This is a genomic window from Bacteroides pyogenes DSM 20611 = JCM 6294 (assembly GCF_000428105.1).
In the GTDB taxonomy this organism is placed as follows: Bacteria; Bacteroidota; Bacteroidia; order Bacteroidales; family Bacteroidaceae; genus Bacteroides; species Bacteroides pyogenes.
Genome location: NZ_KE386624.1, coordinates 112285 through 135130, shown reverse-complemented (window position 1 = coordinate 135130; position 22846 = coordinate 112285). Strand labels below are relative to the sequence as shown.

The 22846-nt window shown below is 47.8% G+C and carries 21 protein-coding genes and 1 tRNA gene; 5 read left to right on the top strand and 17 right to left on the bottom strand.

What is annotated here, in order from left to right; all coding sequences use genetic code 11:
• Positions 1-133: 133 nt before the first annotated feature.
• The gene (locus C234_RS0114520) at positions 134-871 is read right to left on the bottom strand and encodes a NigD1/NigD2 family lipoprotein (RefSeq protein ID WP_027326348.1); all 738 of its coding nucleotides are present in this window, start codon (positions 869-871) and stop codon (positions 134-136) included.
• A gap of 203 nt (positions 872-1074) precedes the next feature.
• Between C234_RS0114520 and C234_RS0114515 the strand changes: the two genes are divergently transcribed.
• Positions 1075-1623 (top strand): RNA polymerase sigma factor, encoded by a 549-nt coding sequence (locus C234_RS0114515; protein ID WP_027326347.1) that lies wholly within the window; start codon positions 1075-1077, stop codon positions 1621-1623.
• Positions 1624-1634: 11 nt separating this feature from the next.
• Positions 1635-2891 (top strand): porin family protein, encoded by a 1257-nt coding sequence (locus C234_RS0114510; RefSeq protein ID WP_027326346.1) that lies wholly within the window; start codon positions 1635-1637, stop codon positions 2889-2891.
• Positions 2892-2916: 25 nt separating this feature from the next.
• Here the strand turns inward: C234_RS0114510 and C234_RS0114505 are convergent, their stop codons facing one another.
• From C234_RS0114505 to C234_RS0114495, 3 genes are all read right to left on the bottom strand, one after another.
• On the bottom strand, positions 2917-3636 hold the full coding sequence (locus tag C234_RS0114505) for a DUF169 domain-containing protein (RefSeq protein ID WP_027326345.1): 720 nt from the start codon (positions 3634-3636) through the stop codon (positions 2917-2919).
• A 125-nt stretch (positions 3637-3761) separates the two neighbouring features.
• Positions 3762-4106: a hypothetical protein gene (locus C234_RS0114500; RefSeq protein ID WP_027326344.1), complete on the bottom strand. Its 345-nt coding sequence runs from the start codon at positions 4104-4106 to the stop codon at positions 3762-3764.
• Positions 4103-4405, bottom strand: a complete 303-nt coding sequence (locus C234_RS0114495) for an FtsB family cell division protein (protein WP_027326343.1) — start codon at positions 4403-4405, stop codon at positions 4103-4105. The genes C234_RS0114500 and C234_RS0114495 overlap by 4 nt, the downstream gene beginning before the upstream one ends.
• 148 nt (positions 4406-4553) lie before the next feature.
• Between C234_RS0114495 and C234_RS0114490 the strand changes: the two genes are divergently transcribed.
• Positions 4554-6575, top strand: coding sequence for a DNA polymerase III subunit gamma/tau (locus tag C234_RS0114490; protein ID WP_027326342.1), 2022 nt, complete (start codon positions 4554-4556; stop codon positions 6573-6575).
• Here the strand turns inward: C234_RS0114490 and C234_RS0114485 are convergent.
• The 12 genes from C234_RS0114485 to C234_RS0114420 form a co-directional block, all read right to left on the bottom strand.
• A complete protein-coding gene (locus tag C234_RS0114485) occupies positions 6572-6811 on the bottom strand; it encodes a PspC domain-containing protein (protein ID WP_027326341.1) in 240 nt (79 codons plus the stop codon). The two genes, C234_RS0114490 and C234_RS0114485, sit on opposite strands and share 4 nt — an antisense overlap.
• A gap of 97 nt (positions 6812-6908) precedes the next feature.
• Positions 6909-6985 (bottom strand) — tRNA-His (locus tag C234_RS0114480).
• Positions 6986-7050: 65 nt separating this feature from the next.
• On the bottom strand, positions 7051-8172 hold the full coding sequence (locus tag C234_RS0114475; RefSeq protein ID WP_027326340.1) for a CapA family protein: 1122 nt from the start codon (positions 8170-8172) through the stop codon (positions 7051-7053).
• On the bottom strand, positions 8169-9050 hold the full coding sequence (gene folD / locus C234_RS0114470; protein ID WP_027326339.1) for a bifunctional methylenetetrahydrofolate dehydrogenase/methenyltetrahydrofolate cyclohydrolase FolD: 882 nt from the start codon (positions 9048-9050) through the stop codon (positions 8169-8171). The genes C234_RS0114475 and folD overlap by 4 nt, the downstream gene beginning before the upstream one ends.
• A gap of 44 nt (positions 9051-9094) precedes the next feature.
• Positions 9095-10417: a signal recognition particle protein gene (gene ffh, locus C234_RS0114465; RefSeq protein ID WP_027326338.1), complete on the bottom strand. Its 1323-nt coding sequence runs from the start codon at positions 10415-10417 to the stop codon at positions 9095-9097.
• Positions 10418-10478: 61 nt separating this feature from the next.
• Positions 10479-11801: an MATE family efflux transporter gene (locus C234_RS0114460; protein WP_027326337.1), complete on the bottom strand. Its 1323-nt coding sequence runs from the start codon at positions 11799-11801 to the stop codon at positions 10479-10481.
• A gap of 537 nt (positions 11802-12338) precedes the next feature.
• Positions 12339-12983, bottom strand: a complete 645-nt coding sequence (locus C234_RS16605; protein WP_021644390.1) for a porin family protein — start codon at positions 12981-12983, stop codon at positions 12339-12341.
• Positions 12984-13025: 42 nt separating this feature from the next.
• The gene (locus C234_RS18115; protein WP_248596510.1) at positions 13026-14207 is read right to left on the bottom strand and encodes a hypothetical protein; all 1182 of its coding nucleotides are present in this window, start codon (positions 14205-14207) and stop codon (positions 13026-13028) included.
• A 37-nt stretch (positions 14208-14244) separates the two neighbouring features.
• Positions 14245-15183: a hypothetical protein gene (locus C234_RS0114440; RefSeq protein ID WP_021644392.1), complete on the bottom strand. Its 939-nt coding sequence runs from the start codon at positions 15181-15183 to the stop codon at positions 14245-14247.
• 60 nt (positions 15184-15243) lie between these two features.
• Positions 15244-15753, bottom strand: a complete 510-nt coding sequence (locus C234_RS0114435; protein WP_034540914.1) for a hypothetical protein — start codon at positions 15751-15753, stop codon at positions 15244-15246.
• Between the two features lie 168 nt (positions 15754-15921).
• The gene (locus C234_RS0114430; protein ID WP_021644394.1) at positions 15922-16392 is read right to left on the bottom strand and encodes an HU family DNA-binding protein; all 471 of its coding nucleotides are present in this window, start codon (positions 16390-16392) and stop codon (positions 15922-15924) included.
• 273 nt (positions 16393-16665) lie between these two features.
• Positions 16666-17448, bottom strand: a complete 783-nt coding sequence (locus tag C234_RS0114420; protein ID WP_148295203.1) for a hypothetical protein — start codon at positions 17446-17448, stop codon at positions 16666-16668.
• Positions 17449-18320: 872 nt separating this feature from the next.
• Here C234_RS0114420 and C234_RS0114415 point away from each other — a divergent pair.
• The gene (locus C234_RS0114415; RefSeq protein WP_027326331.1) at positions 18321-20261 is read left to right on the top strand and encodes a tetratricopeptide repeat-containing sensor histidine kinase; all 1941 of its coding nucleotides are present in this window, start codon (positions 18321-18323) and stop codon (positions 20259-20261) included.
• Complete coding sequence (locus tag C234_RS0114410) at positions 20258-20869, top strand: response regulator (RefSeq protein ID WP_021644400.1); 612 nt, start codon at positions 20258-20260, stop codon at positions 20867-20869. Before C234_RS0114415 ends, C234_RS0114410 begins: the two co-directional genes overlap by 4 nt.
• A gap of 361 nt (positions 20870-21230) precedes the next feature.
• Here C234_RS0114410 and C234_RS0114405 read toward each other — a convergent pair whose 3' ends face one another.
• Positions 21231-22697 carry a sulfatase family protein gene (locus tag C234_RS0114405; RefSeq protein ID WP_027326330.1) on the bottom strand — a complete coding sequence of 489 codons (1467 nt, stop codon included), beginning with the start codon at positions 22695-22697 and terminating at the stop codon, positions 21231-21233.
• Positions 22698-22846: the final 149 nt, after the last annotated feature.

Sequence of the window (22846 nt, the reverse complement as noted above, 5' to 3'; positions counted from 1 at the left end):
TTAAAGCCGTTGCCGGCTACGCTCCCTGCTCGTTTGAGGCAGAGGTTTTGCTTGCATTCATCCGTTCTTTTGCGCTTTCGCCCTCTGTTTGTTTTCGGGCGGGAGCAACCCGTATGTAGGCACGGCTATCTTTTTATTTTGATGAAATGATTTTATCTTTTACGGATGGGGGCAGATTTACTTCGTAGAATTCTTCGCCTCCGTAGATCGTGTTGACACGTATCTTCAGTCCTTTTTTTCCTTCCATTTCATCTTTGATTTTGTCGAGCTTGAAAGATATAAACCCTTCCACCAGTTCGCCGGAAGTATCTTCGTAAGCGTTGTGGCGAAACTCCAGTTCGATGTAGTCTTTTATGACGTTGCTTGCTATCTGGTTTTTCATTTCATTGATCACCAGATTTAAAACGTGCTTTTTCTTTTCCTTTTTTGTGCCGTAATATTGATATTCGATGGTCAGATATTTTCTGTCTTTAGACACCCACATATAGTTCTTGTTGATTTTGTCGTCTCCTATTTTCGCGGCATTCTCTTTGTTCAACTTTTCTATCTCTTTTGTCGGGATGTCTACTATCTCGAATATTTCCACAGTATGGTCGTACCCTTCCACCTTTTCGTCCACGAAGCTGCATGCCACAAAGGCGCGCTGCCCGTCCACAAGCTTGTAATTTCCCAAACGCCCGACATTGTAAGGGTAGAGCGTCTCTCCGTTGTCACAAGTCAGATAGAATTCTTTCTTTTCCGCATCGGGTACATTGATTGTACAGATGATCAATTGCTCTTGCCGGCTATCGTCGTCGCCTAAGCAAGACTGCAAGAATGGCGCGAGGGCCGATAGAGCGAAAATGAAAGCGATAATTTTTAGTTTTTTCATCATATGCTTTTTTAGTTTTTATTTGAAAGAATGCCGGACGGCATGAAAACCGATTCTCACCGTTCGGTATCAAAGAAATGTGAGTTTGAGCCGAATACTGCATCCTCACTCTGTTAAAGAAACAAAAGCCGGAAAAGAATTCCGTTCTCCGTGCAGTATTTTTATCTTTGTCGTATTTATAAGTCGAACACGTGCTTAACAGAATGGAAGAATTAGAGTTGTCGGATCAATGCAGACAGGGGAATAACCGCGCCCGCAAGGAGTTATACGAGCAATATGCAGGACGCATGTTCAGCGTCTGCCTGCGCTATGCCGGCGACCGGGATACCGCTCAAGACCTTCTTCACGACGGCTTTCTGAAGGTTTTCTCCTCGTTCGACAAGTTCTCCTGGCGCGGAGAAGGTTCTCTGAGGGCATGGATGGAGCGCGTTTTTGTGAACATAGCTTTGCAGTATCTTCGTAAAAACGACGTGATAAAGCAGTCGGACTCGTTGGAAAGGCTGCCCGATGATTATGAAGAGCCGGAGGAATCCGATGTGGACGTGATTCCCGAAACCGTGCTGATGCAATTTGTTCGCGAACTGCCTGCGGGATACCGCACAGTATTCAACCTCTATATTTTTGAAGAAAAATCACATAAGGAAATAGCCCGGATACTGGGAATTAATGAGAAATCTTCGGCTTCCCAACTCTTCAGGGCGAAGGGTGTGCTGGCGAAGAGAGTAAAAGAATGGTTAACGATTAACGGATAGACAGAATAGTGATGAAAGAAACTGATTTATGGGTAAAGAAGCTCAAGGAGAAGCTCGAGAATTATTCCGATTCGCTCCCGGCGTCCGGTTGGGAACAACTGGAAAAAGAACTCATGCCCTCCGCTGCCGCCCGGAAAATATATCCTTACCGGAAGCGGATGCTTGCTGTGGCTGCGGTGATTTTGCTGGCTGTCATATCTTCTGTGAGCTTGTATTTTCTGAGCATCCCGGCTGCGGACGATACGCTTCGAACTCCCGATTCCGGACTTGCCTCGTTGCCGGTGAATGTTCCCGGCGACGATCGGTCGGAAGAAAAGCGCGTGACTGCCGAGCCGGCTGTCCGCCCCATTGTAATCGTCCCGAAAGACAGGCTGGCGAAAGCCGGTGGAGGCGATGCGGCGGCAAAGCCTTCGGCTCCTGAAAAGGAAGAGGCGGGCGATAGAGAAAAAGAAAAGGATGAGAAAGCGCTTCCGGTAGCCGAGCCATCCGAAAGAGAGGGCAGGCATGAACCGGAAGTTGACGGGCAGAAACGTACACGTCCGGCACGACCGGTACGTCCTTCGTCGAAGGATAAACTGCGTGTACCCCCGAAAAAGACTTCGAAAGCCGGCGGCGGATGGGCTCTCGCCCTTGCTGTAGGCAATTCTGCGGGGGCCTCCGTAGGATTGGGCAATGACGTGCCCGTTTATATGACTCGTGTCAACACGGTACCCTTGTCCGACGGCTTGATGAATGTGCCGAATGATAAGAAGCTGGTTTTCGATGAGGAAATTCCTTATTTCCGCCAATCGAAAGAGTTGACCGAAATCAAGCATCACCAGCCTGTTTCTGTGGGAATATCCGTCCGAAAGAATCTGGGCAGCGGCTTCTCGGTCGAAACAGGGCTGAACTATACTTTCCTTTCGTCGGAAGCGAAACTGGCGGAGAGCGGAGATGAGTTGAGGCAGAAACTGCACTATCTCGGCATACCTGTGCGGGCCAACTGGAGTTTCCTCGATAGAGAACGCTTCACGCTCTATCTGTCGGGAGGCGGTATGGTGGAGAAATGCGTTTACGGGCAACTGGGAAGCGAAAAAGAAACGGTGAAGCCGTTGCAGTTCTCCGTATCGGGGGCTGTGGGTGCCCAACTGAATGCCACGAAGCGGATGGGGTTTTATGTAGAGCCCGGCGTCTCTTATTTCTTCGACGACGGCTCGGAAGTGCAGACCATCCGCAAGGAGCACCCGTTTAACTTTACCGTCAGGGCAGGAATCCGCTTGACGTATTGATATATAAAGGCATGGTGATGGTTCGTTACGTCGTGGCGCCGCCGATTCGCGCTTTTACCTTGCTCCATGCGTGAGTGTTGAAAAGGCAACTGTTTCTCATCGTTTCGTACATTTGCTTGAAACGGCAATAGGGGATAACGAAGCTGAGTTCGTTTTCTCCCACATAAGGGCGGACCGAAGGGTCGAACAGGCCGAGAAAGGTGCGCCGGCCGTCTCTGCGATTCTCTTGCACAGCCATGGAAACGACAGCCGAACATCCCGAACCGAACAGTGAAGTTACGGCATCGGGCCGGTTGTTGTCGTAGAAAGCCCATGTGCATAAGCCCGAGAGCATATCGGGCGTGGCGAAGAACAACAATCCCTCCATGCCGTTGAAGCTCTCCATACGGTCGATGCGTATGAAGTTGAGATATTTCTTGTCGGTTTGCCTGACTTCGGTTTGCCGGATGAAATCAAGAACCATCTCGGGTGTCTGTTTGTATCGCTCTTTGGCGGATACGAACTCCGGGACATGTGCGGGCATTTCGGAAAAGCCGGTATAGAACTTTCCGCCTCCGCAGCCGATTGTTTCCGCATTCAGGCTCACCGGTTGTCCGTCACGTACGGTATGCAATCCTTTGAAGAAACAGCCGTTTATCTTTTCGGTAACAGCTGCCGGTGTGTCACTGTAACTGAAAGCGATGGGCAAAGGAGCTTCTTCTCCAAAAGCTTCCTTGTAATTCCGGATAAAAGTAGCTACATTCATATTCATTCGGGTTTATGGTTGTTAATTCTGGTCAGGTCTTCTCAAGTATTCGTGAACATAGACGTCGGTGCGCTTTCCGGGAATGTCCGCTGGCAATAAACTATTTATCCGGTTGCCGGGAAAAACTATTTTTTCTTTTCTTTTTCCTCCTCTTGCGGGATGCGGAATGCTGTGTAAAGTTCGAGTATGGCGGCCACAGTGAGGCAGACTATCCATTCGTTTCCTCGCGTGAAGAACATGAACGCTCCTGCCAGTATCAACGCCAAAGCTCCGAATATCTGCTGGATGCGCAATCGGCGGAGCGTGCTGCTTTGGCCTTTAACGGGCGTGTTGATTTGGGCTAAAGCGAAACATCCGGCTCCGATAGTGTATATGTAAGGCGAATACTCCCATCGGGTGATGTAAGTGGCGGCTCCGACGAGAATCATCACAGCGCCTGTGGCAAAAAGGGCGGGTATCAGTCGTTTCATTCTGTTTCTTCAAAAACGTAAATATCTTCGTTGGGTTTCTTCATCAGGTATTTCTCACGGGCTATTTGCTCTATGGCTTCAGGATTGGTCTGCAACTCATTGAGCTTTTCGGTGCTCTCCTCGTACTCGGCTTTGTATTTTTCGATTTCCTTTTTGAGCTGATTGATTTCACGCTCGTATTTGAAACGGCGGTACAGGCTGTTTTCATCGAGAAATCCGATGATGGCTGTAAATATACCGATGGTGATCAGGTATTTATGCCTGCGTATGAAACTCCAGATATTGGTCAGTGTACTCATGTCTTCTCTTTCATTTATATCGCAAAGATAAAATTAATAACTTAAAACTTATCGCTTGCGCGCCAAAACTTATGGCTCTATCATTGATTAGTTATCGCTTTTTTGTGTATTTTTGCAGAAAGTCGAAAAAACAGAAAGAATCCCGGACATGGAAAATTATATCGTATCGGCCCGTAAATATCGTCCTTCTACCTTCGAATCGGTGGTAGGGCAGCGGGCGCTGACCACAACTTTGAAAAATGCGATCGCAACCCGTAAACTGGCTCACGCCTATCTGTTCTGCGGACCTCGCGGTGTAGGAAAAACAACTTGCGCGCGTATCTTCGCCAAAACGATAAACTGTATGAATCTTACCGCCGAAGGGGAGGCTTGTAACGAATGCGAATCGTGCGTATCCTTCAACGAGCAGCGGTCGTACAACATCCATGAACTCGATGCCGCTTCGAACAATTCGGTAGACGATATCCGGCAATTGGTGGAGCAGGTGCGTATTCCGCCGCAGATAGGGAAATACAAAGTATACATTATCGATGAGGTGCACATGTTGTCTACTTCGGCTTTCAACGCTTTTCTGAAGACATTGGAGGAACCGCCTCATCATGCCATTTTTATTCTCGCCACGACGGAGAAACATAAGATACTCCCGACCATCCTTTCACGTTGCCAGATTTACGATTTTAACCGTATCGGCGTGGAGGATACGGTGGAACATCTGTCGTATGTCGCCGCGAAAGAAGGAATCTCAGCCGAGCCCGAAGCTTTGAATGTCATTGCCCTGAAAGCCGACGGAGGAATGCGCGACGCATTGTCTATTTTCGATCAGGTGGTGAGCTTTACCGGAGGGAATATTACGTATCAAGGCGTTATAGAGAATCTGAACGTACTCGACTATGACTACTATTTCCGGTTGACTGATTATCTTTTGTCGAACAACGTAAGCGACGCGCTGTTGCTTTTCAATGATGTGCTGAACAAGGGATTCGATGGGGGGCATTTCATAACCGGCCTGTCGGGGCATTTCCGCGATTTGCTGGTCAGCAGGGATGCCGTTACCCTTCCGTTATTGCAAGTGGGAGCGAGTATTCGCGAACGCTATCAGGCGCAAGCGCAGAAATGCCCGTTGCCTTTCCTTTACCGTGCGATGAAGCTTTGCAATGACTGTGATTTGAATTACCGTGCCAGCAAGAATAAGCGACTGCTGGTGGAACTGACCTTGATACAGGTTGCGCAGCTTACCGCCGAGGGGGACGATGCAGGTGTCGGGCGTAGCCCTAAGCAACAATTAAAACCCGTATTTTCCCAAGCTGCTCCTACAGCTTCCGGTCGGCCGAAAACAGCTTCCGGTCGGCAAACGACAACGGTTGAGTCATCGGTTCAGGTGGTTTCCCCGCAATCACAGGGTGCTTCTCCATCTCTTGCGAAGGCAACTTCCGGTCGGTCGCAAGCTGATACGGCATCTTCACAGATCGTTCCCGAACAATCGCAAGCGACCGTTTCTGTATCTGCAGAACGTATAAAGCCTTCCGGTTCACAGAACGCAACTTCTGCTATGAAAGCGGATGCGCTGCCTTCGGAGAAGGTTTCTGCAGCAGCATCGTCTGTAGAAGCTCCTTCGAAAGTTTACCGTACCGTTGCGGCTTCTTCCGTCGATGCCGGCGATTCGTCTGTGGTAAAGGAGAACAGGAAAGTTCCAAGGATGAAAATATCCACTCTGGGTATGTCTATCAAGAATCCGCAACGCGAAGAGCCCGCTCCTGCCGCTCCTGCCGATATTCGGAAAGTTGATTCGGAGCCGGAAGAGGACTTTATTTTCAACGAAAGAGATTTGAACTATTATTGGCAGGAGTATGCCGGAAGCCTTCCTATGGAACAAGTGGCTATTGCGAAGCGTATGCAGGTGCTCCGTCCCGTATTGCTTCGTAACTCCACGACATTCGAGGTGGTGGTGGATAATGAGATTGCCGCAAAAGACTTTACGGCATTGATTCCCGAACTGCAAACTTACCTTCGCGGGCGTTTGAAGAACAGTAAAGTGGTAATGAAAGTACGAGTCAGCGCCTCTACCGAAAATGTTCTTCCCGTAGGGCGTGTGGAGAAATTCCAAATGATGGCCCGGAAGAATCAGTCGCTGATGCAACTGAAAGAAGAGTTCGGGCTGGAGCTGTATTAATGATTATGGCGGTCTCCTATCCGGCTGCCGTATCTGTCGCTATATCTTTCATCAGGCATCACGATCCATAGAATGATGTAAACGATGGTTCCTGCAAATGCGGTAAAGATAGTAGCCAGTACGTACACAACTCTTAAAATGCTGACGTCCCATCCGAAGTATTCTGCCAATCCACCGCATACTCCGGCTATCATTCGTTCCTTTCGCGAACGGGTGAGTTTCTTGTTTCTTTCCATGGCGATATTCTTGTTTTATTTGTAAGCACGATAGGTCTTTCGTTGTTATTTATAATAAACAAGTCCTGTAAATCTTTTGTTTACAGGACTTGCTTTGTGGGGTGGCAGATGGGACTCGAACCCACGACATTCAGAACCACAATCTGACGCTCTAACCAACTGAACTACAGCCACCATGTTTGCATTTCTCTAATGCGGTGCAAAGATAGGTATTCTCTTTCAATCTCCAAAAGATTTTGCTACTTTTTTTCAAAGAAATCATACTCTTTTATTCCCCGATTGTGCCTTTTGAAGAGCGAACGGGTGTCATCGATGAAGATTTTCAATGACTTACGCCCTTTCATGGGAATGGAGTCTTGGGGAAGATTGGCAGGCAGTATCCGGTAGTTTTTCTTTCCTGAAAGAGCAGGACGGGCAGTCCATACCAGACTGTAAGCGCAATCGTGAAGCCGGACGGTTCCGCTTTTTATAAATTCCATTCTAAGCATCACGCCTCCGTCTGTGCCTCGCAACGACATGTTCGAGATATAATTGCCCAGTGAGTAAGCTATCAAATGTTTCTCATTGGTCAGGCTGTCTGTGCGCACTTCCATCGGCTGTACGACATGCGGATGAGAACCGATGACATGGTTTACTCCTTTTTCTATCAGCCAGTCGGCCAGACGGATTTGTTCCGGATCGGGGAGTGACCGGTATTCGGTTCCCCAATGCATATAAGCAATGATTATATCCGGTTTAAGTGTTTTGCTTGCTTCTATATCTTCGGCAATGAGCGTGGTGTCTATATAGTTCACCATGTTGGGCGGCGTGACGGCAATTCCGTTGGTGTCATACGTGTAGCTGAGTAAAGCGATACGAAAATCGTTTTTTTCGAGAAAGAGAGGGGAGCGTTTGTTGCGATCTTCCTTATCGGTGTAAGTGCCTGTATGCTGTATGCCGCAAGAATCGAGTTGCCGTATCGTCCGCTCCAATCCTTTCCTGCCGCGGTCGAGACAATGATTGTTGGCGGTAACCAATACGTTGAATCCGGCATTGCGGATTGCTTGTAGAAACTCGTCGGGGGCGCTGAACGCAGGATATCCTTTGTATGGCTTGCCTCCTAAGGTTACCTCCAGATTTGCGATGGCAAAGTCTGCCCGCTGCGCTTCTTCTTTGATATATTCAAAGCAAGGGGAATAATCGTATGTAGATGAATCGGTAAGCGCGGCGTCGATTTGAGCCTGATGCTGCATGAGGTCTCCCGCAAAAAGGAGTCGCAGCGTATCCGAAGAGATGAAATTTTCGACACCTCCCCTTATCTGCGACTGCGAAGTGCAGGATAAGGAGAGGAGTATAAGGACCGGAAACAAAAAATGTTTCATGAATAGATGGCTTTCTTTCCGGCCAAGAGTGTATTCTTCATCAATGAAACGATGGTCATCGGACCTACACCGCCGGGAACCGGAGTTATGTATGAGCATTTCGGAGATACTTCGTCGAACTTCACGTCGCCTGTCAGTTTGAATCCGGACTTTCTGGAAGTGTCCGGAACGCGTGTGGTTCCCACATCGATTACTACGGCACCCTGTTTCACCATGTCGGCTTTCACAAATTCGGGCTGTCCCAAAGCGGCGATGATGATGTCTGCTTCCCGGCATTCTTTCACCAGGTCTTTGCTCCGGCTGTGGCATACGGTTACCGTGGCATCGCCCGGATACGTTTTTTGCATCATCAAGGCAGCCATCGGTTTGCCTACGATGTTGCTGCGTCCGAGCACAACGCACTTCTTGCCGGAAGTCTCTATCTTATAGCGTTTCAGCAGTTCGAGGATTCCGTTCGGAGTAGCCGAAACGTAACAAGGCAATCCGATCGACATTCGTCCCACATTGATCGGGTGGAAGCCGTCCACGTCTTTACGGTAATCGATGGTTTCGATCACCTTTTGCTCGGAGATGTGTTTGGGCAGAGGGAGTTGCACGATGAATCCGTCCACGTCGTTGTCTTTGTTCAGTTCGCGTACTTTGGCAAGAAGCTCTTCTTCGGTCACATTACTTTCGTAGCGGATGAGCGAAGACTTGAAACCGCATGCTTCGCATGCTTTGACCTTAGCCGCTACATAGGTTTCGCTACCACCGTCGTGTCCTACGAGGATGGCTGCCAGATGCGGACGTTTTCCGCCGTGTGCTACGATTTCAGCCACTTCGGCGGCAATTTCCCGCTTCACTTGTTCCGAAATGGCTTTTCCGTCTATCAGAGTCATTTTTTTAAGGTATTTATTGTTGATGGATATTTTTTGCGATACGGTTATCTTCTCATCTTGGGCATCATTTTGCCCATTTTGCTGCCGGTCACCATCTTCATCATCTTACGGGTTTGCTCGAACTGTTTCAATAGGCGGTTCACTTCCTGAATACTTGTTCCGCTACCTTTGGCAATACGTGCGCGACGCGATCCGTTCAGTATCTCCGGATTAGAACGTTCTGACGGAGTCATGGAGTGAATGATGGCTTCGATGCTCTTGAAAGCGTTGTCGTCGATGTCGATGTCTTTGATGGCTTTTCCTACACCCGGAATCATGGATGCAAGCTCTTTCAGGTTACCCATCTTCTTGATTTGAGCGATTTGGCTGAGGAAATCGTTGAAGTCGAACTGATTCTTGGCTATTTTCTTTTGCAGCCGTTTCGCTTCTTCTTCATCGTATTGTTCCTGAGCGCGTTCTACCAGTGAAACGATGTCGCCCATTCCTAAGATGCGGTCGGCCATACGTGCCGGATGGAATTGGTCGATGGCATCGAGTTTCTCGCCCGTACCTACAAACTTAATCGGTTTGTTGACAACCGAGCGGATAGAAAGAGCCGCACCGCCGCGTGTGTCACCGTCGAGCTTCGTCAATACCACACCGTTGAAGTCGAGACGTTCATTGAACTCTTTGGCTGTATTCACGGCATCCTGACCGGTCATGGAGTCTACCACGAACAGAATTTCGTTCGGATTAATGGCTTGTTTGATGGCGGCTATCTCGTTCATCATCAGCTCGTCGATAGCCAGACGTCCGGCGGTATCGACAATCACAAGGTCGTATCCTTTGGCTTTTGCCTCCTGAATGGCGTGCCGGGCGATTTCTACAGGGTTTTTGCTGTCGGGTTCCGAGTACATAGGTACGCCGATCTGTTCCGACAATACGCGCAACTGTTCGATTGCCGCAGGACGGTAAACGTCGCAAGCTACAAGTAACGGCTTACGGTTCTTCTTGGTCTTCAACATGCGTGCCAGTTTACCCGAGAAAGTGGTCTTACCCGAGCCTTGCAAACCGGACATCAGAATGACTGCCGGGCGCGCGTCGATATTGATTTCCGCAGTTTCCCCGCCCATCAGTTGTGTCAGTTCGTCGTGAACGATTTTCACCATCAGCTGGCTTGGTTTCACGGCTGTAAGCACATTCTGCCCGAGAGCTTTTTCTTTTACCGTATCGGTGAAGTTTTTTGCAACCTTATAGTTGACGTCGGCATCGAGCAATGCTTTGCGTACGTCTTTCAGCGTTTCCGCTACGTTAATCTCGGTGATTTTGCCTTCACCTTTCAGAATCTTGAACGACCGTTCCAGTCTTTCACTTAAATTATCGAACATAGTTATTTAATTACGAATTAGACGAATTACAGGCTGCAAAAGTACAAAATTCTCCTGTATTTCATATCCTTTTGTGTTGCCATTTTGCTTTTTTGAGATAAATATAGCTGGTTATCAGTAACAGCGTATAGTACAATATCTCAATCGTAAAGCAGATTTCCACCGGGGCCTTGAGCCAAATGCCGACAATGAGTATGTAGGCGCCATAAGCAACCAGTGTAATCATTTCGAGCAGTAGAGCGGCCTGGGTGTTGCCTGTACCGGAAATCCCGTTGAACGCGATGCCGGCTACCGACGCGATGAGCATGGCAAAGCAAATGACGTAGACCGAAGGAACGGATTCTGCAATGAGCGCCTGCTCGTTGGTGTAGATGGAAAGCAGCGGTTGTGTGAAAAGAACCGATACCGTAACCAGTCCGAGCATGATGAAGAAGGAAAGACGCCCGATTTTGTTGATTAACGGAATCACGTATTGCGTGCCTCCCGCACCGATGGTGTTGCTGACGAGACTGTTGCTGGTGGTACCCAGCGCATGAACCGGGATCAGGAGAATCAGATAAATGCTTCGCACGATGTTTGCGATAGCCAGTTCGCGTTGTCCCAACCGCTCCACAGCGACGAAAAAGACGAACCAGATAGCCATTGACAAGAAATATTGGAGCATGGTGAAGGAGGAGATGCTTAGTACCCTCTTCAAGAGATCCCAATTGAACGAACGCAGGTGGTTCAGTCCATATCTTTTCAGATCGACAGTAGCGTAAGTATACATAAGAAAGAAGCACACTGAGCCGGCTTCTGCCAGAACAGAGGCAATAGCCGCTCCCTTGATGCCCATTTCGGGCAGTCCGAAGTTGCCGAATATCAGGGCATAGTCGAGTATCACATTGATGAGCGCCATCACTGCGGCATTGATGGTAAGTACTTTGGTACGGGTGATGCCGATGTATAAAGCCCGAAACATGACGTTGACAGCCGCGAAAAAGAATCCGTAGATGCGCCACTCGAGGAATTCCATCGTTCCTTCGTAAATGGGTTCCGAAGAGATGAGCAGGCGCATGATGTCGCCTCCGAACGCTTGGGTAAAACTAAATAGAAATAAGGCTACCGCCAATAAGAACATAGAGCCTTGTATCATGACCGGGCCTACATCCGTGTAACGCTCTTCTCCGTTGCGTCGGGCAATGACGATCTGCGAGCCGGTGCTGAAACCGAAAGCCACGGTAAATACGCATATATAAAACAGACCTCCCATGGCCGAAGCTCCAAGGGCTACTTCTCCTACGTGTCCGAGAAAGGCGGTGTCGGTGACATTAATGATGTTTTGGGCCAGCAGGCTCAATAAAATAGGGAAACTGACATTCCAGATCTGTTTGTTGGTATACATGTGTATAAAGCGTTATTTGGCAATGCGCAAAGATAGCTCTTTATTTCAAATTATAGTTTCCCTTAAAACGATTTGACTTTTTGTTTTGCCTTATTCTGAGAATATATCCGCAATGTCAAAGACGGTATTATTAAAAGAGGAGCGCATAGAAACCGCTTTACTGCGGTTTCCGTACACTCCTTTATACTTCAGGCATTTTAGTTCAGAACAAGTGGGCTGCATTGAAGAAAGTTATGTATGTAAACGTGCTACCCGGCACAGTGAACTTCTTGCCGTTAGTTTCTGTCGGTTCTACCTTCCCACCGATGTCGAAGAGCAATTTTCTGTTGTGCGGCACATAAACCGAATGGCATATATCGTCAATGTGCAGCTGTTGCCGTCATGTCGGTGGTGAACCCTTTCAGAGATGTTTCAAGTTTCGAATGAATGTGTCAATACGGATTGAAGGCGAAAGTGTAGACGAATGTCAACCCTGTCGCTTTCCGAATTTAGGAATAGCATTCTCTTTTCGTCGACAAAAACAATATTAGTGAATGATTAAAACCGGATACCAGTCGAAAGCCCAAGATTCCAGTTCTGTGCTTTATCGTTGCCTTTTTGCATGATGTTGATGAGTCCGAAATCGCAGTGCATACCGAAACGGAATTGCCGGAAGTCGACAGCCGCACCGACAACCATTCCACAATCGAACCGTTTCAGAGCGATGCTGCTAAATGTGTCCTGCTTATGGTCTCCCTCAGTAATTTGGCCATTCACACCATAAGACAGATAAGGGCCTGCATCAATGATGAGAGCCAGTTCGTCTGTCATCTGGAGTTTATAACCTACGGTGAGAGGAAGCTGAATGTAGTTCGCATTGATGTGTTGATCGTCAGGACTAAGCTCTACGATAGGGCCTTTGATAGTATATTCCAATCCCGCAAGTAGGTAGATCTCGTTTGTGAACGCATAGTCTATCGTAATGCCTGCGTGAAAACCTGCTTTAGCCTTAATGTTGTTGTAGTTGCCACCTCCGATGCTACTCACATTGAGTCCCGCTTTGACACCCCACTGTGTGCGTTTATTGGGAACTTGTCTTTGTTGTTGCGCCCATGAGACTGTTGTAACCATGACCAAAAAAGCGACTGTTAGAACAACTCTTTTTGAAACGTTGACTACGGTAACTGTGATTTTCTTTTTCATAATAATAATGTATGAGTAGTGTGAATGAATATTTGTTGTTTGTCATCTGTTTGTTGCTTCCCAATGCAGTACAGGCCGTTTCCGCTGCTCGTCCCATTTCCACGGTGCGGTTTCATCCGACCCGAACGGGAAGGCAATCATCTTTTGCTTCATATTCCTGTCGGCTCCGTCGGGCAAACGCCACCACGATTCTTTCTGTATGGTTGAAAGCGGAACGGCACGCTTCGGTGTCAGTTTCACGGGCGGTTGCTCCACATCGTTACCGTCGTAGCGGCGGAGAGACATGTTTTCAAGATAGTAAAACTGCGTTTTGGCATGGGAAAACATTGTCTTTCCAAATAGTCCGCCTGGAAACGGAGAGGCTTTGGGCAAAGGTTTTCCTGCACCTCTGACCTCAATCAGACGGTTCAATGCCGCACAATTATTCATGATGCATGTGCCATGAGTGATTACGACAATTCCTCCGGCATTTCCTGAGGAAAACACCGATGCTTCGGAATAACAATACTCGATAAAGCCGTACTTGCCTTTCGATGATCCTGGAGTTGCACCCATGCTCATGCCTCCCGATCCTATCCCGATGCTTAAACTTCCTGTTACGAGCAAGCCGTTACCGCAGGCGATCCCTGCTGCAGAGCCTAATGCCACGCGTATGCTTCCGTTGGAGTAACAATGCCGTATTTCACCATTATTGACGCCTGCGATACAGCCGCCGTATTGTCCTCCTTCATATCCCGAGAGTGCTTTCACTTTCTTGTGAGGTTCTGTTTGGGTGTACTCGCAAGTAAGTTCGGCAGTCGAAACACAACATGTAATTTTTCCTTTGTTCACTCCGGCTATACAGCCTATATATAGGAATTTCTGTCCGTCGGTATAAGTCGGTTTGCCGGCTACGCGCAAGTTCTTTATCTCGCCTTTTCCGTCAACAACCCCAAACAGTCCGACACTTCTGTTATCCGTTTCAGGATAGAAACTGTTGAGCGTTATTGTGCGGCCGTTTCCGTCGAAAGTTCCGCTAAATCCTGTTTCACCGTCCTTGTCCATCCTTCCGATGGGCATCCATCCGTCGAGCGTCAAATCATTCATCAATATGTATGAACCGCTCAGAGCTTCTTTGTCCGTGCCAATAGCCATCAGCTCTTCCGCCGTGCGGATTTTTGTCTGCCCCATCGCCGAACCGATGACGGCGGTGAGCAGGGCGGTCAATGCAAATATTCGTTTCATCTTTTTGTTTGTTTTATGCCCCGTTGCCAAAGGCAGATTAATGTTTTCGTTCATTGTTTTTTAAAATCCCTTCCGGAATATCTTGTGGTGTGGTGGTGTTTTTGAGCACAGCATATACCGATTTTGTGCTACCCATATCCATTTTAAATTTTATCTGCCCGTATATGCAGGCATTCGTAACTGTCAAGTCGCAGATTAACGGTTTTTGCCCTTGTGTTATTTTGCCATCGATGACATTGATAGAATCTCTTGTCTCGAATCCACCTTGAAAAACGAGGCTACTCACTCCTTTCTCCGAAGGGTTCATTTTCAATCTTTCCGCAGATAGGTTCAAATGAATGACTTGCTTCAAATCGCGCGACAACGTCATTTCCAGCGTTACGTTCTTCGCGTTCTCGAAAGGTATTTCTCCCGAATATTTCTGTTCGGTGAAAAACATGGGCGTGTAGGTTGCTGTAAACAGGTTGTCTGCAATGCGGGGCACGGGGGTGAGTACGCTTACGGCTCCTTTCTTATTCTCGACAAGGAAGAACAGTGGAGGGATGGCTGCCTCTTTCGATTCGGTAGGAGCGATGCCTTCAAAACCAATAAGTAAGAATGGTATTTTGATGCTGTCGAGCGCAAGGCTATGTCCGTATGACACGGATTGTGTCGTGTTCTTCGCCGACATATCGGCAATCGTCATAACTTTCACCTTGGCGGGCAGCCGCACTTCGGGATTCAGTGCGTCGGCTACGAACCAGCGACCGGTCAGCTCGCTTACGTGTTCCTGACTGCTGTTTATCAACGTTGATGAATAGCTTATCACCAGAGGAATGCCATCCATGATTTCGAACGAGACGGGAGGTTTATTCCCCTCCGCTGTTAACCGGACATATGATTCGTACTTTTTCAGCACATCCTCCGCAGAGGGACTGCAACCGTGAAATAGGGATACTAAAAGTATCGCAGTCATCCATTTTGTTATTAGTTTCATATTCTTTTATTTTATGCCTTTGTTGCCAGAGGCGGGTTAGAAGTTAGTTCTTCAACAGAGTCATTGTGTTCCGAGAATAGTCAGTACACCGTTATCCAGTTCATATTTCAGCCGGGCATACACCGAATAGGCTACGGTGTTTTCCCCGGCATAGATCGTTACAGTTTGGGTGCCGTCCATCGATTGCACCATCGATATGCCATATCCTTCCCAACTTTTCGTTCGGTATTTCTTGTCGCCCAATTGAACAATAAGCGCGACGGCTGGCAATACGTAGATGTTGCCGACAAGGTATTTCTCGAATGGCTTGTCCATGCCGTTCCTGTGCAGAAGATAGCGGAGCAGGAAGTAGGGAATAAGGAAGAAAACGCCGAGCATCATCCACAACACCACTTCTTCCCGATCAAGGTTGAAGGAAAGAAAGCTTGCTGCCATGCAGAGGGCGGCTGGCAGCAGCGCCAGCCATCGGCCTGCCGGAAGTTTGCGGTACACGAGTATAGCTCCGGCAATGCCTGCCAGCGACAGCCCGAAAAATGTCGCTGCCATGTAATTGAAGATTCTTCTTTTCATGATTTCTTTCGTTTTTTCCTTATGGGAGAGGGGGGAGGCGTTTAATAATCAGTCTGGTGGAAAGAGAATCGCAGGGCAAGCGCCATTTTCTTTGGGGCTGTCCTGCAGTTCTCGTCAGGTGACGGTTCGATAGACCGTTGTTTTTGGGCAACCCGTTATCGCTTTTTCTTATGTACCGGGATCGGGGGCTTCGCCTCCACCGCCGGGCGAGGGCGTTGGCTTCTTGGCTTTTTTGGCGGAGACTTCTGTCCGTTCGTAGCTCACGCCCGTGAGAGTGAAGTACCGTTTCGAGGGCGAGAGTTTCACAACGGGTTTGGTGATGTGAACGTTTGCATTGAATTCCTCTTTGCCTTTTTCCACGAGCTTGCTCTGGAATGAGGGGCGGAGCGTCCCGATGTCGCCGAAATCTACGATATCGCCATTCTCAACGTGTCGTTTGGCGATTTCGGAGGCCAGCCGCAGCACCGCTTCCACTTCTGCTCCTGTGAAAGTGGTGGCGCGTGCCACTTCTTCGCAGAATGTGCGGTGATCTACCCGTTTGCGTCCCGTGGGACTTGCCTGAATCACAGTTTTGCCAGCCAGTTTGCCGACAGTTGCCTTACGCTCGCTGAGCGTGTAGGCCAATGGTCTGTTTGCCATAATTCTTGATTTTTACATTTATAATTATACTGATAAATTCTACCGTTTGTACGTTTTTGAACCGTCTGTCCGACTTTGCATTTCAGGGGGCCCTAACCTTCTCTCTTGAAGGGTCTACCTTTTTGCCCCAAACCCTCGAGGGTTTTCTGAAAAATGGTCGAGGGTTTCTATGGAAACCCTCGTGGGTTTTAAGGAGGCAGATTGATGACCGGGCAGCTTTCCCTCTCTTTTTCTCTTTTTTCAAGCCTTTTGGGGAAATGCGGGATTGAGAACTCACGGTACCGTTTTCTCTCTGTTTGGTGTAGCGTTTTCTGCCGTGTTTCGTGCGGCACGGCGGTAGACCGGAGATTGTAGGCTTCGGACAGCTTTCGAACTCATGTCCACCCCTGTGGCTTCCAGCCAAGCGGAAGAGCCGTCGTATTGAAGCACGGTGTATTTATTTTTGATGATTTTGAATACCCCCGAGCGGAAAGTCTTTCCTTTTGCATCGGTCAATTCACCGATGTAGTTGCCCACAGGTAGTTCGTAAGAAAATTGGTATTCCGGGGGGAGCCGATCTTCATCCGTACTGAGAAGATTGCCATCGGCATCGTAGAGCTTGAGCATGGTAATGTCGCAGTTTTCGCTCAGATTCTGGACAACTAAGTATCCCGTCCCGTCGCCTTCTTCTCCTTCTTCACGAGTGAATACGGTTTGGCTTGCCGCCTGTGTGCCGATCATGCCGATGACCATCGGGTTGACAAACGTAAGTACGAGTTTTCCGTCTATCAGTCCTCCCGTACCCAAGACAGCATCTTGCATGCCCACGAATGTTGCCTTACCACTGTTTATGAGGTATTCTCCCTTGTCGTACGTCCCGCCTTGTCCGGGTTTGGAAATGTCGAAACGGAAGTCGGTCGGGGTGATCTTCATTTTCAGGTCATAGCCCGATGCCTTAGCCGTCCACGTACCCACGATGCTTCCTGTTTCCACTTTCTCTTTGTCATCGTCTCCCGAACAGGAGAAGAGGCTCGTCATCATAATACCCATTAGGGTAGTAAAGAAAATTTGTCTCATAGTCTTGTTATTTAGATGTTATATTGCTTCTATATTATGCCTCAAAGTTATTCCTCTTCCGGCGGAAGCAATACCCTACTTGTAGGAGTTTTTCGGTCAACAGGCAAAAAAACACATCCGAAAGTTGGGAACGATGATGTTTTTTTTCATTTACGGATGGAAAATACCGCCACTTCTTCATGGGCTACGGTTTGAGATAAAAGGATAATCCGGTATTTTGTGAAGAAAAATCAGTTCGTTCACCATAAAATATACGCTCAATGGCATTGCTGATCATCGTAAAAAATATACCTTTGTATAATCCGAAATGATTTTATATGGTAAATTACCATCAGTGGCAGGATTGAGTTGATCTTAATTATAGGGTGAAAGGAGTAATTTGTATGTTATTGGTAAAAATATGCTACCGCCAAGGGTGTATTTCCGGAAATATATTGCAGAACGTTCTGCATAAAGCAGCTTTTGGGATATGTAATGTCACCGACATTTAATGATCATCAGACAACGATGCTGAATAATTTGCCTGACGGCGACTTTTCGGTGAGCTGCGACCTCCCAAAAAGCGGGTGGAAGCCTGCAAATGATGCGAGATACGGCCATAATGTATTTAAATACATGATAATCAGAGGTGATTTGTAACGGGAGTAAGGTGATGATTAGAGTACAAGTTTCCCGTTCAGAGAGGTGAAAGTTTCGGAAACTGATGCCGGATGTCAAAAGCAAAATTCGACTCTACCGAACAGTGCTACAAGTATAAAGACTGTCGAAAAGATGGTTATGACTCGTGAAAACTCCCACAAGTGGGGTATTGCGTTTCATATGAGGGATATAATTTTGCGACAGAAACATTTGAATCTCAACTATCCGACAAGATGAAAAGAACATACGCTATAATAATCCTGCTGTCGCTCTCTATCTTCCCCTTTCTCTTTGCACAAGGCGGTAAAACGGTGACGAACGATACGAGGGAAGCCTATCCGGATTCCCTGTGGGGCGTGTTGCGTACTTCGGAGCTGACACCTAAAGAGCAGGTCGGCATCTATCGGTTATTGTCCAATTGGTACGGAAGCTATGACACGCACCGCACCATCGCTTGTTTGAAAAAAGGATTGGAGATAGCTGAAAGGGAAAAGGTGACAAAGGAAATTCCACATTTCACTCGTTCGCTCGGAGTCTATCACAACATGTTGATGCAATATGATTCGGCCAAGATGTATCTCGACCAATCGCTTGCTTGTGCTGTCAAGCTGAAAGACCGTCGCGAAGAAGTACAGGCTTACCGTTGTATAGCCCATTGGAATTATCGGCAGAACCGCTATATTGAAACTCTTGACAATTGCATGACGGTACTCCGGATAAGCGAAGCCATCAACGACACTTCGAGTCAGTTCAATGCCTTGTCGAATATCGGCTCGCTCTATCGGGAATTAGGTAATTTGGACCGTGCCGAATATTATATTCGAAAGAATATCGATTTGAGCAAAAAGTATAATATACCTGAAGACCGTATGGCTTACTATGAACTGGGGCTTATCTATATGGAGAAGGGCGAACTCGATCTTGCTTTGGAATATGAACTTAAAGCAAACGAATGGTTCAAGTTAGGTTATAAAACATTCGAAATATATTGCGATCAAGCCATAGCCAAGATTTATACTTTGAAACGAGAGTACCCTCAAGCCATAGAATATACGGAAGAAAGTATCCGGCTGGCGCGTGAATTCAGTGATACGCGCCTCGAAACCATAGGTCTGCAGATACTTTCTACTATCTATCGAGAGCAAAACCGATATGGCGAATGTGAGACCATAGCCTTCAAAGCATGGGAAAACGATTCTACGATGCTCGATACCGCTCCTGAATTGGCCTATAATTTAGCTTTTGCTAATTTACAACTCGGTAATAGGGAAAAATCTTCATATTTTTTCCGCCAATATGCCCGGCTGGTGAACGAACAGAACGTGAAGGGCTTTCATCGGACTATGGCGGACATGGAAATCAGGTATGAGACTGAAAAGAAACAACTCCAGATTTCTTCCTTGCAAAAGGAAAAACGACTTTATATTATAGTGAGTGTGTCGGGACTCCTTGTTCTTTTGCTGATAATGGGGATGCTCATGTATCGCTACCGTTTGATCCGTCAGAAACGTGAGCTCGCTGAGCAGCAGGTCAAGCAGTTGAAGCAGGAGAAACAACTTGTAGCCACACTTGCTTTGTTAGACGGAGAAAATGCCGAGCGTACCCGCTTGGCACGTGACTTACACGATGGGTTGGGGGGCATGCTTTCGGTTATCAAACTGCATTTGTACGGTATCAAAAGTCTTTCCGTACTGCCGCCGGCAGATGCAGAACGGTTCAACAAAGCTCGAAAGATGCTCGACGAACTGATGGAAGAACTTCGCCACGTGGCGCACAACATGATGCCCGATTCACTTTCACGCTATGGTATCAAAACCTCGTTGGAGGATTTCTGTCGTTCTGTTCCAATGGCGAATTTCCAGTTTTTCGGTGAGAATCCGCGGCTCGACAGCCGTCTCGAAGTGCTTATCTACCGTTGTGCCTACGAGCTCATTAATAATGCGATGAAGCACGCTGACGCTACGCGTATCAATGTTCAGTTGACAGTTGATGAACGTCTCGTCTCTCTTTCCGTGCAGGACGACGGCAAAGGATTCGATCTCGAAACGGTGGCATACGGGGCTGGCTTTACTAACATGATTAACCGCATTGCTGCTTACAATGGTACAATCAATGTATATTCCTTACCCGGCACGGGTACGGAAGTAACCATAGAAATAGAACTTACGTCATGATACAGGTACATATCGCGGATGACCACCGCATGTTGGTCGAAGGGTTGCAGGCCGCAATCGAAGAATCAGGCATCGCCAGAGTCGTGGATAAGTCTCACACACTTGATGTATGTCGTAAAACACTTTTGTTCAGGTGTCCTGATGTGCTCCTTTTAGACATCTCTATGCCCGATGGAAGCGGTGTCGATTTTTGCGAAGAGGTACATGAAAAATATCCGGACGTGAAGATACTGATGCTCACTACTTATGATGAATATACGATGGTCAACCGTGCCCTTGCCGCTGGAGCATCGGGATACATCCAGAAAAATGCCTTGTCGGAGGAAGTGGTGAAAGGTATTGAGACTGTTATGGCCGGCAATACATTTTTCAGCACTGAAATCGACCGGATGATGAAGAAACGTATCAACCAAGCCGTATGGCTCACTACTCGCGAACAGGAATTACTCCGCCACATCGTGGACGGCTGCACCAATCAGGAGATAGCCGACCGTATGTTTCTCAGCGTAGAGACCGTCAAGACCTATCGAAAGAACCTCACACAGAAGCTTGGAACCAAGAATGTGGCAGAGTTGATACGTATTGCTCTGCGTGACAAGTGGGTGTGAATGGTTTCCTTTATTTTAAGGAGCGAGATATCTTATTGTTGATTTCAGCGAAGACACTTGCCTCGTTCGATCCAAGTTTGATATGCTACACCGACCTAATATCCGGTAGCAGATTGTTCTGCTTGTCGTTGAGAATGATAGCTTCTTCACTCTTAATACGACTTCCACGGCGCAGTTCTAACAAGTGGATAAAAAGACCCCCTTTAATATTACAATGTCTTCGTTCTGAGGAAGATGATTTGTTTCATAATAGGAAACTTTCCTGACTTGTCCAATTTGTTATGTGTACGCTGTACACATGAACATGGTCGCTTTTCAGTGACTCTTTAGACAAACGTGAAAAATTTCTTAGACGGAGACTTTATCTCTTTTTAATCAGTTCACGAACACTGGGGCCTCTATGATGCGGGTATCCCGGAGTATGCTCTCTGCAGCGGGCATCGGCGTTTACTTTTAGGCTGCGGTAATCATCTCCGGTGCGGGTAATGTAATCGTCGAGCAATGCACGGTGTTCGGCAAGTATCGCGGTATATTTCGGGTTTTTGGCGAGATTTATTCGCTCGCCCGGATCTTTTTTCATGTCGTAAAGCTCTTCACCGTTCCCTTCCAGAAAATGCGTGTATTTGTATCTCGGGCTTCGTATCATCCGTCCGGGAGTAGTGATGTACTCGTATTCGGTATGCCACTCCGAAGCCACATAGGCGTGTGTCTTTTTCTGCTTTTCTCCTTTCAACGTCGGAGCAAGGCTGATACCGGCTTTATCTGAGGGGACAGGGATATTTGCCAGCTCGCAAAGTGTGGGCAGAAGATCTAATGTAGGCTGGGTGAGCAATTCGGATACAGGTTTCTTCCGTTGCTTGATGCCCGGACCGGCAAAGATGAAGGGAACGTTCGTCATTTCATCATAAAAACTGAGGTGTTTGGTCACCATGCGGTGCGAAGCCATTCCGTCGCCATGGTCGGCTAAGATCACAATGATAGTATTTTTGCCTGCGGGTGTGGAATAGAGTGCTTTCAGCACGCTGTCTATCTGCCGCGATACCATCTTGGTGTAGTGCCGGAAAGCGGCAATATAGTGGCGGTAGTTTTCTTCGCTCCACTGAGAGGCTTGTGTCATACGGCGGTGTCCGCAACAGATGTATTGAATCGGAATAGGGATTTGACTCCAATCTTCCACTTCAAAGTTAGCAGGCAGTTCCGGAAGTTCTCCGCTGATGGGGCGGTCGGTATGCACGCCCTGATTCTCGCCTACGAATCCGCAAATATTGTGCGGGTTTTGGAAATCGGCGATGCAGATAAATGGTTTTTGGGGCGGATTGCTCAGGTATGCCACCGCGTCTTCGCAAGTCCCCACATCGAGGAAGCTGTCGTTGTTGACCGGAAAATCCGGATCGGTGAAAGGCTTGGGTACGGGTTCCTTATGCTTGAAGCCCCTTAACGCGCCCATGTCGTGTGTCTTTCCGAAATGTACGGCCTCATATCCGTGGTCCGAGAAAAGGCTTCCCAGTGTCGGTACGCTGTCCGGCAGAGGTGTGTTTACGGGTTCAGCGGAATTGGAACGCACATTCGTCTGATGAGGCATCAGTCCGCTCCATAGCCCCGCACGTGAGGGCTGGCTCAGGGGGCATCCCACGTAAGCGTTGGAGAAGATGACTCCCCGTGCCGCCACTTCGTCGATAGGAAGCGTACAGCCTTGGGTTTGTCCGTATGCGCCTACGACACGCTGGGTCAGATGGTCGCATTGGATGATTAAAATATTGGGTTTTTCTTGCGCTTGGGTTGCTGCACCGCATAGTGCCAATCCCATAAACGGATAAATTGTTCTCATTCCGGTTAGAATTAAGTGATAAAATGATTTTCAAACAAAAGTAACGAAAAACAAGAAGCAGGCGGCTTGTATGCCGACTTTTTGAACGTAAACGAAAGGATTTTGTACAAAATAAAGAATTACCGCCGATGTCGCGCGCTGCCGTCATA

Coding starts and splice junctions, on each gene's coding strand:
- C234_RS0114520 (WP_027326348.1), bottom strand. CDS start 871: ATGAAAAAACTAAAAATTATCGCTTTCATTTTCGCTCTATCGGCCCTC.
- C234_RS0114515 (WP_027326347.1), top strand. CDS start 1,075: ATGGAAGAATTAGAGTTGTCGGATCAATGCAGACAGGGGAATAACCGC.
- C234_RS0114510 (WP_027326346.1), top strand. CDS start 1,635: ATGAAAGAAACTGATTTATGGGTAAAGAAGCTCAAGGAGAAGCTCGAG.
- C234_RS0114505 (WP_027326345.1), bottom strand. CDS start 3,636: ATGAATGTAGCTACTTTTATCCGGAATTACAAGGAAGCTTTTGGAGAA.
- C234_RS0114500 (WP_027326344.1), bottom strand. CDS start 4,106: ATGAAACGACTGATACCCGCCCTTTTTGCCACAGGCGCTGTGATGATT.
- C234_RS0114495 (WP_027326343.1), bottom strand. CDS start 4,405: ATGAGTACACTGACCAATATCTGGAGTTTCATACGCAGGCATAAATAC.
- C234_RS0114490 (WP_027326342.1), top strand. CDS start 4,554: ATGGAAAATTATATCGTATCGGCCCGTAAATATCGTCCTTCTACCTTC.
- C234_RS0114485 (WP_027326341.1), bottom strand. CDS start 6,811: ATGGAAAGAAACAAGAAACTCACCCGTTCGCGAAAGGAACGAATGATA.
- C234_RS0114475 (WP_027326340.1), bottom strand. CDS start 8,172: ATGAAACATTTTTTGTTTCCGGTCCTTATACTCCTCTCCTTATCCTGC.
- folD (WP_027326339.1), bottom strand. CDS start 9,050: ATGACTCTGATAGACGGAAAAGCCATTTCGGAACAAGTGAAGCGGGAA.
- ffh (WP_027326338.1), bottom strand. CDS start 10,417: ATGTTCGATAATTTAAGTGAAAGACTGGAACGGTCGTTCAAGATTCTG.
- C234_RS0114460 (WP_027326337.1), bottom strand. CDS start 11,801: ATGTATACCAACAAACAGATCTGGAATGTCAGTTTCCCTATTTTATTG.
- C234_RS16605 (WP_021644390.1), bottom strand. CDS start 12,983: ATGAAAAAGAAAATCACAGTTACCGTAGTCAACGTTTCAAAAAGAGTT.
- C234_RS18115 (WP_248596510.1), bottom strand. CDS start 14,207: ATGAAACGAATATTTGCATTGACCGCCCTGCTCACCGCCGTCATCGGT.
- C234_RS0114440 (WP_021644392.1), bottom strand. CDS start 15,183: ATGAAACTAATAACAAAATGGATGACTGCGATACTTTTAGTATCCCTA.
- C234_RS0114435 (WP_034540914.1), bottom strand. CDS start 15,753: ATGAAAAGAAGAATCTTCAATTACATGGCAGCGACATTTTTCGGGCTG.
- C234_RS0114430 (WP_021644394.1), bottom strand. CDS start 16,392: ATGGCAAACAGACCATTGGCCTACACGCTCAGCGAGCGTAAGGCAACT.
- C234_RS0114420 (WP_148295203.1), bottom strand. CDS start 17,448: ATGAGACAAATTTTCTTTACTACCCTAATGGGTATTATGATGACGAGC.
- C234_RS0114415 (WP_027326331.1), top strand. CDS start 18,321: ATGAAAAGAACATACGCTATAATAATCCTGCTGTCGCTCTCTATCTTC.
- C234_RS0114410 (WP_021644400.1), top strand. CDS start 20,258: ATGATACAGGTACATATCGCGGATGACCACCGCATGTTGGTCGAAGGG.
- C234_RS0114405 (WP_027326330.1), bottom strand. CDS start 22,697: ATGAGAACAATTTATCCGTTTATGGGATTGGCACTATGCGGTGCAGCA.